Source organism: Pelatocladus sp., assembly GCF_059505505.1.
Window position 1 is genome coordinate 1 of sequence record NZ_JCACKS010000085.1, and the last position, 9,954, is coordinate 9,954.

Here is a 9,954-nt window from a genome sequence, read left to right on the forward strand (position 1 = left end):
ATGCGAGTCTAGGATATATACTTGTGTGTTGGCAATTGCACGACCAATGGGGATTTTCTCGTCGTCGAGAGTGCATTTTGCGATCGTGGCACAGACGGTAGCTTCTGTTGGTCCGTAGGCGTTGAAGAAGTTTCTGCCAGCAGACCATTTCTTTATCAGTTCAACAGAACAAGCCTCTCCTGCCACAATCATTGTTTGTAGCGCTCTTAGCTCTTCAGTTGGCAGGACTGCCAGTGCCGATGGTGGTAGGGTAATATGGGTTATGCTATTATCGCGTAATCGCTCCATTAACGATATACCAGGCATTAGAGAGTCTTTCATTCCCAGGTAAAGTGTTGCCCCTGATCCTAAAGCCATTACTACTTCCGAAATAGAAGCATCAAAACTCAGGGAAGCAAACTGGAGAATACGACTATCACAATCCAAGCCAAAAGTTTGAATCTGAGCTTGAGCTAAGTTGCAAAGTCCTTTATGCTCAACCATCACGCCTTTGGGTGTGCCTGTAGAACCAGAGGTATAAATTACATAAGACAGGTTTTCCGCACTGAGTGTGCTATTCAAATTATCCTGATTTGCAAGGGATATAATTTGCCCTTGTGTGTCTAAGCAGATCACATGCGCTTGATGTTGAGGTAAAGACTCGACTAAATTGTGTTGAGTCAACAGCACTTTTACTTGTGTGTCTTCTAACATGAAGCTCAAACGAGCTTGGGGATACTCTGGGTCAAGTGGCACATAAGCTCCACCCGCTTTGAGAATTCCCAACATTCCTACTATCATCAACGGCGATCGCTCTATACACAATCCAACCAGAACATCTGCATCCACTCCCAAAGACTTCAGGTGATGCGCCAATTGGTTCGCACGACAGTTTAATTCGCTATAAGTCAGTTGTTGATTGTCAAAGACTACAGCAACTGCATCTGGGGTACGCGCTACCTGTTGTTCAAACAACTGATGGATACATTTATCTTGAGGATAGTCTGTCTGAGTCGAGTTCCACTCTACTAACAATTGCTGACGTTCAACTTCTCTAAGCAGGGGTAATTGCCAAATCTGCTGAATAGGATTAGCTACAATACCTTCCAGCAATGTCACAAAATGCCCTGCCATGCGCGTGATTGTCGTGATCTCAAATAAGTCAGTATTGTATTGCCAGCATAGCTGGAATACTCCCTGAGCTTCCATCACCATCAAATTCAAATCCCAGTCCGCCCCTCGTTGATGTCCGAGCAAGTATGGCTCCATCTGAAGCACCTGTTCTTGACTGTGCAATGAATTTTCTGTTGATTCGCACCAACGTTGTCGTTGCCAAGTGAAGCTAACTTGACATAAAGGAGAACGACTGGGATCTCGCTGTGGCTGGAGTTGTTCTGCTATCAGAGAAAAAGGGTAATCTTGATGGTTTTGGGCATCTTTAACTGTCTTGCTAACTTGAGCCAGAAATTCTTTGAATGTGGCGTTTTTCTGTACAGCAGTTCGTAAAACTGTCAAGTTAACGAAGTAACCGACAATCTCTTGAAAATCTCCACCCCACCGACCTCTCATCGGGCTGCCGATGAGGATCTCTGTTTGGTTTGTATAGCGGTAAAGTAGCACGTAAAATGCTGTTAGCAGAATTATATAAAGGCTTGTTCCAGAAGCTAGAGCTAGATTCTTGAGTTTTTGAATTAATTGTTCATCTAGCTGTGAAATATGTGATGATCCTTGATAAGTCTGTATTGGGGGGCGGGGTTTGTCTGCAAGCAAATTCAAAATTGGCAATTCCCCAGATAATTGTTCTTGCCAGTATTGCCACAGTTTTTGTCCCCTCGCACTCGATAGCATTTCTGATTGCCACTGGACAAACTCTAGATAAGATTTATTCTTTTGCCAAGAATCTTTGGCGGCTTGTGTTTGCTGTCGATTAGTTGGCTCGATTTCGGCAGTATACAGAGCTTGAAATTCACTCAGGAGTAAATCAAAAGACCACATGTCACCTGCAATGTGGTGCATTGTTAGCAAGAGAATGTGTTCTTTTTCTGACCGAGTAAATAAATTAACCCTTAAAACTGCATCTTTTTCTAAGTCAAAAGGGCGGTCAGTTATAGCAAAGATTTTCTCTTTTAAGTGGTCTTCATTCCAATTGCTGGCATTTGTTACCTCAAGATTAAATTGTTTTTGTTGATTAATTTGCTGAACTGCTTCACCTTCATGAGTGGTATATGTAGTTCGGAGAATAGGATGGTGTTCAATAATTTTTTTCCATACATGGGTGACAGCAGCAATATTTAAATTTAAATATGAATTAATTTTAACCGTAATAAATATATTATAGGCCACACTATTTGGAGCCATTTGGTGAATAAACCACATGGCTTTTTGACCAGAAGAGAGTGGATACCTGGTTTTAACGATTCTGTTCATGGAATTTACTTAAAATCTTGACAATTTTGGTGACAACACTATAAAAAGTCTGTGAATAGAATCTTGGTAAAATAACCAAATATATTTTGTAATCTACATATTCGCAAATTATAAAATTAATTTTTGATTAAATCAATGTAATTTATTGAAATCCACCTACAGAGGACTTCAACTAACAAATAATCTCAGTTTTATCCAGAATATGCAATAGCGCTCAACACTATTAACTAGATGGTTAATATAATTCAGGAGACATTTAAGACATTTAACAGGACAGTTAAGACATTTAAGACATTTAACAGGACAGTTAAGACATTTAAGTTGATAGTTAAAATATTTAAAATCGTTAATCAAGAATAATTACCAACAGTAAATTCTTTGTAAAGATTTAGGTGACGGAAAAAGGAATCAGCGAAACTTAAAAGACAAGTTAACCAAACAAGATAAGCATTACTATAAACAGTCCTAAATGATACGCAAGAATGAATCAAGCCTGTAATGCTTGTTGAATAGGAGTTTTGACCGATGTATTTTCTCACAAATCGATTAGGATTGGTATAGTTCTGTGGCTAGTCGCTGAGTTATAACTGAACACGCCAATTAACGTTTGAAGCTTTTTCCGATTCTCATTACAGCATTATCGCAATCAGAACGATGTTTTAGATTGTGTTGTCACTTAAAGTTAATTGCTGAAATTTATAACTATGGACTTCACAAAGCTAATTAATTTGATATTTTGGAAGCTTACTATCATATCACAATTTTTTTTTGCAAAATATTTATTGTCTTAACTGTCTTAACTGTCTTAAATATTAATTCCAATATGCTAATATTGCATAATATGCTATTGCATTTTCTTAAAAAATCTGAGATTATCTGAAAAATAAAGTTAAGATTTTTAGATTATTCAGTATCTAAAATTATGACGAACTATTGCTTGTGAAAAGGGGAGCATCCCAATTTTTTCAAAATACCATAAAGCAAAGGGTTTAAACCCTTTGCTAATAGCGCAAGTCGTCTGAAGACGACTTCATAAAATCAAACAGTCTGCTTCAGCAGAGTTTCACTATGAGACTGCGATTTCAATCGCAGGCGTTTTTTGAACATTTGGGATGCTCCCTGTGAAAAGAAAAAAGTATAAATAGTCGCATCAATCCATGGCTATAACGCTTGATTTATTTGACAAGTAAGCGACTAAGCCTTTAGTAGATCTTGTGGATTGAGAAAACGGAAAATCTATTTCATATAAGTAAACCATTTCCATATGAAGATGCATAGAAAGAACCCCACCGCCTTCGGCACCTCCCCTTGGTAAGGGGAGGTTGGGAGGGGTTAAAATAATGTGCCGCTTTACAGAGAATTGGTATAAGTCGGGACAAATAAAGCTAAATCGTTAACTACCTCATTTGTCATTGGTAAGAGTTTGGTGCATGTTTAATTTTCGTAACTCCCGTTATATTTGTTCATGCCGACTTACTTAGTCATTCATATTCGTATTTGAATGATTGCAAAAAGATAATTATCTGGATAACATAACAGGGTAAAATTTTTCATTGAGATACTATCTTTTCTTAATATCGGAATCAATTTGTGAGGCTAATAGCGATAGTCGGTTTAAACCGATTATTTTGTGGTACTTTAGTCAGTTTAAACGGACTAAAGGTATCCTTTTCAAATATTTATTCAACATAACATGTGTTAGAGGTATAGTAAAGGACATTAAAGAAAAAGTACAAATTAAAACTTTAAAAAATTAATCATATTTTTATGATTAATTGAAAATTATAATAAACGTAATTAAAAAATTGATATAAACCAATTTTGTTTACTGTTATTTGGAGATAAAAATGTCGTGACAAGTAATCAATACACTCAATCAGTCATAACATTTGATGGACAAAATGATTATATAGATTTTGGCAAAAATGATATTGGTGGTGTTTTTGCCGAAGGAAGTTCAGCCTTTACAATTTCAGGTTGGGTGAATCCTCTTCACCTGACAAACCAAGCCACTACCTATAGAGTACATAATGTGTTTTTTGCCCGTTCTTCAGACCGATACAGTGATAATTTTGAGTTCGGTATTAGTGAAGAAGGGAACCTAGATGTATACATTGATGAAAAGATTGATAATGTTATCAAAACCTTTGGTAATGGAGAACTAACTGTTGGACAATGGCACTTTTTTGCTATTGTTTTTAATCAGGGTCAACTAAGCGTATATCTTGATGATCATGAATATACTGGCTCTCTTACAGGTTCGACTTTAAACAGAGCAACTAGTCCTGTAACTCTTGGTGCGACTTTACACAACAACGTATACTTCACAGGTCAATTAGCTAACATTAGCATCTGGAATTATCCCTGTACTCAGGTAGAAATCCAGACGCATCGTTCTGGATCTCTAGTAGGGAATGAAGCAGGATTAGTAGCTTACTGGAAATTAAATGAAGGAGAAGGAATAAGCGCCGGGGATCAAACTGGAAATGGTCATAATGGAAAGTTGCGGGGTAATCCGAGTTGGAATTTCACACAAATTCCATTTGCGATCGCCCAATCATTTAATGAAAGTGAAATAACAAGCAGTTCTGAAGAAGTCATTGAGTCTGTTGCAGAGGTTGTCTTTGTTGAAGTAACTACCAATGAGCAAGCTGAGTTGCAGCAAGAATCGGTGCAAAATGACGCACCAACTCAGTTAACTACAACCCCCAAGCAGAAAAAACAGACAAGAAAACAAAGCGAGAAATCTACCGATATTCAAACCCCTCAAATTATACAGCCAGAAGAAGAGGAAACTAAAACAGACCAAACTAGCCAAAGCGAAGTTTTAGTTGATTTGCAACAACCACAAACAATTACTCAGGAGCGATCGCCAACAACTATGAATACAACACCCAATACCAAATATAAAATACTTGCCATTGATGGAGGCGGAATTCGGGGTATTATCCCAGCATTGATACTCGCAGAAATTGAAAAGCGGACACAAAAGCAGATTTTTAGTTTATTTGATTTAATTACTGGCACTTCCAGTGGAGGAATTCTAGCACTCGGACTCACTAAACCTCGATTAAATCCCACTCCATCTGATAGCGCACCGACAGCTGAATACAGTGCTGAAGATTTAGTCCAACTCTTCGCGGAGTATGGAGCAGAAATATTTTACGAGCCGTTTTGGGAAAAATTTCTCGGTCAAATAGAAGATATATTTATCCAGCCAAAATATTCTTCTCAGAGTAGAGAAGAAATTTTAAAACAATATTTTGGCGACGCTTTTTTAGCAACTAATCTCACAGAGGTATTCGTCCCTAGCTACGATATCGAGCAGCGGATTCCAATATTTTTTAGCAACAAAGTCGAAAAACAACAGACAGGATCGCGCAATTTTCGGAAATTATGTCTAGGTTTTACCCTTCTAGATGCAGCATTAGCAACTAGTGCTACTCCCACTTATTTTCCTCCTCATCGTATTCCTACTACCCATAATACAAATGGCTTTTATACTTTAGTCGATGGCGGTTTGGTAGCTAACAATCCAGCACATTTGGCTATTTTGGAAGCACAAATTAATAAACGAGAAAACAAACAAGTCTTTAATCTTGAAGAGATTTTGGTAGTTTCTTTGGGTACGGGTTCCCTGACTAGTGTTTATGCTTATAATGAAGTGAAAAATTGGGGACTGCTGCAATGGGGAATACCACTGTTAAATATGGTGTTCGATGGTGGAAGTGAAGTGGTAGCCGGAGAATTAGAACGGTTATTTGCGTCTAGTGATCAAACAATTAAAAATTCTTATTATCGCTTTCAAACATTCCTACCCAGTGACTTAGAAGTCATAGATAATACTAAACCGGAAAATATTCGTCAGCTTAAAGCCTTAGCTCATGAATTGATTAGAAAAAGAAGTCAAGAAATTGATGAGTTGTGTAGTCTGTTGACAAGCTCAATCTGATCTTTAATCTGTGGATATTCGTGAAAAAGCTCAAGCATTAGGCTGTCTGGAGGTTTTCGCACAAGCAAGCGTACAGATTGTTAAGTTAGATTGTAGGGCTTGTATCAATTCTGGATTTGGGGTTTTGGACAAAGAAGAAATGGAGGTTTATGCAATCAATAAAAATTTTAAAAGACGCAGTAGTGACCCACAGAGAAAACTATTTGGCTTCTCAAGAACAGTGACAATATCAGCTGTAAGAGTGAAAATTAGCCACTTTCTTGATTAAAGACTCAACTATCAGATCACGGTTAACAGAAAACATTTGTAAAAATTTAACTCTGTCTGAATGTGAGTGACTTTTAATCTAGCTTAGTCTAGGTTAGAAATAGGTTTCTTTGTTTACAAAGATTCCAATGATGTTTAAACCAAAACATAGAGATTTAGGTGATTCCAATGGATGAAATCGTAAAAAAACTTGCTGCTCTTGGTCTTCCTGGAGTGCTTCTGGTGATTCTAACAGCCGCCGGAGGTAGTACCGCCAGCGTTATAGGTACTCTTACAGCATTAGGAGGGCCATTTGGTTTCGGAGGAGGTCTATTTTTGTTCGGTTTGACAATTGTGTTAGGAGATGCTATTTCCGGCTATGGAATTGAAGCGATTCTCAAGGCTATTTATACAGAACGCAGCAAAACCGAATCTGTAAGATTTCTCCTCAAAGAAATTAATGATTTACCAATTACAGAGGAGCTAAAACTCAAATTGAAAAATCATCTGAGTCCAGAAACCACTACTTCTTCTCAAGCAGTCGAAGAACCAAGAACAGTTGAAATTGTCGAGGAATAATATCACCGTATAAATTTGGTGATAGTTCAGAAATAATAACGCCAAGTACAAAAGTTATATAGGTAGGTCGGCACAGGAAAACTACTAATCAGGGTCTGTTTTTTTGTCCTATGTCATTCATTATTGGTATGACGTTTTGTGACCCACGTTCTGTTTATTCCTGCCGACTTACTTACACATTTTCAAATCCGCTCACATTGATTTGAAATTATTTATTAACTTTTAGTAATTATTTCGCATTGAAGTGCGACTACAAAAGGAATAAAAAATACTTAACATCAAATATTTGAGTTTGTTACTGATATTTTATTACGATAAAAATTACAGATTCCGAATTAATATAACGTCCAATACTGCAAGGGATAGGATTTTGCGTCATAGTTTTGGGGTTGTACCAGACGCGATATATCGCGTCTAGTACGGGGTTTAAATGTCAATCGATTTGTCTTATGCGAGCAGTATTAAGATAACGTCTATCTGTTAAAACTTTAATCAGCAAATCTTTTATGCACCTTTCCCGTGACGTTGTTTTACTAATTACCCATAGTGGTGATTTCTTCACAATAGATAAAGTAGTAGAAGCCTTGTTAAAAAAAAGGGCGCAACCATTCCGCCTCGACACTGATAAGTTTCCCCTAGAAGTACAATTAACAGCACATTTTGACAAATCCAAAAACTATCACACCATAGAATATGGCAACTACTCTATCAACACAGAGCAGGTGCAAGCTGTTTGGATGCGGCGTATTTGGGAACCAAAACTAAGTGAAGAATTAGATCCTAAGTTTCAACAAGCCTGCGTGAGAGAATCAATAGCCACCTTGAATGGTTTTTGGGATAGTCTTAGGGAAGCTCGTTGGGTAGATGATTTAGAGCGAATAAATTATGCAAATAATAAGCTGCGTCAACTGCGCGTTGCGTCTGAAGTAGGTTTTGTCACTCCTCGGACTCTCGTTACCAATAAAGCTGAAGCAGCACGGGAATTTTTTCACCAAGTCAACGGGAAAATGGTGAGTAAGCTATTAACTACTCTTTCGCGGAGTATGGAAGCTACATCTTCCTTCTTCCTTTACACCAGCAGCGTCAAAGAAGAGGATTTACTTGACGCTGAATCATTGCGCTATTGTCCAATGGTTTTTCAAGAACAAATCCCTAAACAATTGGAATTGCGAGTAGTGTATGTAAATGGGAATGTATTTGTGGGGGCGCTAGATGCGTCTATTTATACAGCATCAAAAGCCGATTGGCGTAAACCTGGTGTTGAGGTTGGCGCATGGGGACACCATGAACTTCCTGATCAAATAATTGATCGTCTCAAAGCTTTTATGGCTAAATTTGGTTTGTTGTTTGGATCGTTCGATTTTATTGTTACACCATCAGGAGAATATGTCTTTTTGGAGATTAACCCCACAGGTGAGTGGGGAATGCTGGAGCGAGATTTAGACTTACCTATTTCGAGTGCGATCGCAGATACTCTTATTTCTTAGAAAACAGATGAAGGCTTGTAGTAAGGACTTTAGTCCTACTCTTAAGAACTATACTTAAGCACTAAAATCCTTACTACGAACTTCTCATATAAGCACTTTAGTGAAAAATTTCCTATGACAGTATTAATAGTTACTTTTAGTCAAGACAATGAAAGTATTCCTTTGGTAATGGAAGCAATTGAAGCTAGAGGAGAAAAAGCATTTCGTTTTGACACAGATAGATATCCCACCGAAGTGCAGCTAGATATTTACTCTGGTGATTCTGAGCAAGTGATTATTACTGATGGCGAACAGAAGCTAGATTTGAGTGAAGTGTCCTCAGTGTGGTATCGCCGGATGCGCTACGGGCAAAAAATTCCCAACACAATGGACAAGCAATATAGAGACGCTTCAATTGAGGAAACTCGCCGCACTGTTAGAGGAATGATTGCGAGTCTTAAGGGATTTCATTTCGACAAAATGTCAAATGTGGATCTAACTAATAATAAGCAACTACAGTTGCAAGTCGCACGAGACATAGGGCTTTTGACTCCACGCACCCTGACTTCAAACAATCCAGAAGCAGTGAAGCAATTTGCTCAAGAATGTAAAAAGCAAGGTATCGTTACAAAAATGCTTTCTTCCTTTGCAATCTATGATGATCAAGGACGAGAGCATGTTGTTTTCACCAATCCAGTGACAGATGAGGATCTAGAGCATCTTGAAGGATTGCGTTTTTGTCCGATGACGTTTCAAGAAAAAGTGCCAAAGGCGCTGGAGTTGCGGACAACTATTGTCGGACACCATATATTCACAGCCGCAATAGATTCCCAGAAGTTTGAAGGATCAACTTTTGATTGGCGCAAAGAGGGGAAAGCCTTAGTTAAAGATTGGGAACCATACAATTTACCCGAAGATATTGAGAAAAAGCTTCTCAAACTCATGGCTTACTTTGGCTTAAACTATGGGGCGATAGATATCATTGTCACCCCCGATGGTCGGCACATCTTCCTTGAAGTTAACCCAGTTGGGGAGTTTTTCTGGATGGAGGTGTTTTCTCCACACTTTCCAATTTCTCAAGCTATTGCTGAAATTTTGCTCACTAAAAAATAGGGATTAGAAACAAGGTTATGAAGACAGACTTTAGTTTTGTGCCAACAAAACAGGTATCGCAACAACTTTTAATTAACTATTTTATTTTTATTAAGTGTCTTAACTGTCTTAACTGTCCTTGTATTTAATATTAAATTATTGGTCAATACCTTCGCCAAAATAAAGAGGGCTTTCCGTAGTAGAGTTATTGTT

At 37.9% G+C, this 9,954-nt stretch carries 6 protein-coding genes; 5 read left to right on the forward strand and 1 reads right to left on the reverse strand.

What is annotated here, in order from left to right; translation table 11 throughout:
• A partial coding sequence (locus tag AC5JMK_RS07850) for a non-ribosomal peptide synthetase (RefSeq protein ID WP_495909804.1) occupies nucleotides 1–2,406 on the reverse strand: 2,406 nt, incomplete at its 3' end.
• Between the two features lie 1,852 nt (nucleotides 2,407–4,258).
• Here AC5JMK_RS07850 and AC5JMK_RS07855 point away from each other — a divergent pair.
• From AC5JMK_RS07855 to AC5JMK_RS07875, 5 genes are all read left to right on the forward strand, one after another.
• Nucleotides 4,259–6,358, forward strand: a complete 2,100-nt coding sequence (locus AC5JMK_RS07855; RefSeq protein ID WP_495909805.1) for a patatin-like phospholipase family protein — start codon at nucleotides 4,259–4,261, stop codon at nucleotides 6,356–6,358.
• A gap of 10 nt (nucleotides 6,359–6,368) precedes the next feature.
• Complete coding sequence (locus AC5JMK_RS07860; RefSeq protein ID WP_096679338.1) at nucleotides 6,369–6,626, forward strand: aconitase family protein; 258 nt, start codon at nucleotides 6,369–6,371, stop codon at nucleotides 6,624–6,626.
• A 167-nt stretch (nucleotides 6,627–6,793) separates the two neighbouring features.
• On the forward strand, nucleotides 6,794–7,183 hold the full coding sequence (locus AC5JMK_RS07865; protein WP_096679340.1) for a hypothetical protein: 390 nt from the start codon (nucleotides 6,794–6,796) through the stop codon (nucleotides 7,181–7,183).
• A 506-nt stretch (nucleotides 7,184–7,689) separates the two neighbouring features.
• Nucleotides 7,690–8,670, forward strand: a complete 981-nt coding sequence (locus AC5JMK_RS07870; protein WP_096679342.1) for an MvdC family ATP-grasp ribosomal peptide maturase — start codon at nucleotides 7,690–7,692, stop codon at nucleotides 8,668–8,670.
• Nucleotides 8,671–8,784: 114 nt separating this feature from the next.
• Nucleotides 8,785–9,762 (forward strand): MvdD family ATP-grasp ribosomal peptide maturase, encoded by a 978-nt coding sequence (locus AC5JMK_RS07875; RefSeq protein WP_096679344.1) that lies wholly within the window; start codon nucleotides 8,785–8,787, stop codon nucleotides 9,760–9,762.
• Nucleotides 9,763–9,954: the final 192 nt, after the last annotated feature.